The organism is Coprococcus intestinihominis (genome assembly GCF_040096555.1).
Taxonomy (GTDB): domain Bacteria; phylum Bacillota; class Clostridia; order Lachnospirales; family Lachnospiraceae; genus Coprococcus_A; species Coprococcus_A intestinihominis.
The window spans coordinates 1-1,356 of the sequence record NZ_JBBMEK010000441.1 but is presented as its reverse complement, the minus strand read 5'-3'; the positions used below and the strand labels follow the sequence as shown (position 1 = coordinate 1,356).

Below are 1,356 nucleotides of genomic sequence, written 5' to 3'. Positions count from 1 at the left end.
CTGGATAATGGATTGGATCTTTATTCCTCAACGCAGCTGTTGCTTCCAAGAGCCCAGTTCTTTGTATTCTACAACGGAACATCCGAACAGCCTGACCGCCAGGTACTTAAGCTCAGCAATTCTTTCTCGGATGATCATCTTGAAAATCACCTGGAGGTATGTGCGGTTATGCTCAACATCAACTATGGTCATAACAAAGCTCTCATGAAGAAATGCCAGACATTGCATGACTACGCATTATTTGTGGATACCGTTCGACAATACATATCTTCCGGCTACACCCGGGAACGCGCTGTGGAAAAGTCCGTTGAAGAATGCATCTGCAATAATGTCCTTAAAGATTTTCTGATTAGGAATAAAGCGGAGGTATTATCTATGTGCTATTTTCTGAATATGCCTGGGAAATTCACTTAAAAAATCTACAAGAAGAAGGTTGGAAAAAAGGTCTAGAAGAAGGCCAACGCTTAACCCGAATTGAAGATATTCTTGATCTTCTATCAGAAATGGGCACTATTCCCGACTCTCTTCATCAACAAATTACAACAGAGACAAATCTTGATACCCTCAGACAATGGACTAAAAACGCAGCACGCTGTCATTCGATTGAAGAATTCATTGATAAGATGTGATTTTCTGAGATTTTGAACCACTTTGTGATATCACACAAAAAGGCTACCGTATGAAAAGGATTTCATACAATAGCCTTTTGGGTTTTTATTTTTCATACGTATCCAGAAATTCCTGATACATATTCTGTCCCGGATACTGTTGATTGTGATACACGCCATTCATCGCATAAGAAACCAGTTCATCTCCCACATACTCCAACCGCAGTGAAAAGAATGGTGCATCATGCTGCATCAGCCAGAAAAAGATCTTATCTCCCTCCCAGACTTTCAAATTAAATACTTCTTTCTTGTCCAGCCACTCCAGATTGCCTTCATTGCACTCGATCATCTCACCTTCCCAGTCATCCGCTGTATAAAGGTGCATAAATTCTGTCTCATAACGGTCTGTCACAAAAGTGATGATGCCCCGGAACTTCCATGACGTCAAAGTCAGTCCGGTTTCTTCACGTACTTCCCGAAACAGACAATCCTCCGGACTTTCCTTGTCCTCAAACTTGCCGCCAACACCGATCCACTTATCCTTGTTGATATCATGCCCTTTTTTGACACGATGCAACATCAGATACTGATCACCCTTTTCTATATAACATAATGTTGTTAAAAGCATACGTTTCATAATTTATATCCATTCCCTTCAGTCATTCATAAACCTTATCATACACCTTGTGACATGCTCCCACCACTTAAATCACAGATTTTGAAGTGGGGGCTTCTTGCTCAATGGCTC

General features: G+C 41.0%; 2 protein-coding genes and 1 pseudogene. 2 read left to right on the top strand and 1 reads right to left on the bottom strand.

Annotated elements, in window-relative coordinates:
* Both WMO25_RS18055 and WMO25_RS18050 read left to right on the top strand, forming a co-directional pair.
* Positions 1 to 414, top strand: a pseudogene (locus tag WMO25_RS18055) (hypothetical protein); the annotation flags it as partial.
* Positions 378 to 629, top strand: coding sequence for a hypothetical protein (locus WMO25_RS18050; RefSeq protein ID WP_349086611.1), 252 nt, complete (start codon positions 378 to 380; stop codon positions 627 to 629). The pseudogene WMO25_RS18055 and the gene WMO25_RS18050, both read left to right, overlap by 37 nt.
* 85 nt (positions 630 to 714) lie before the next feature.
* Here the strand turns inward: WMO25_RS18050 and WMO25_RS18045 are convergent, their stop codons facing one another.
* Positions 715 to 1,245, bottom strand: coding sequence for an NUDIX hydrolase (locus WMO25_RS18045; protein WP_349086608.1), 531 nt, complete (start codon positions 1,243 to 1,245; stop codon positions 715 to 717).
* Positions 1,246 to 1,356 lie beyond the last annotated feature (111 nt).

What these genes read in the sequence shown, in the direction of transcription:
- WMO25_RS18045 (WP_349086608.1), bottom strand. Translation starts at nt 1,245, where the DNA reads ATGAAACGTATGCTTTTAACAACATTATGTTATATAGAAAAGGGTGAT.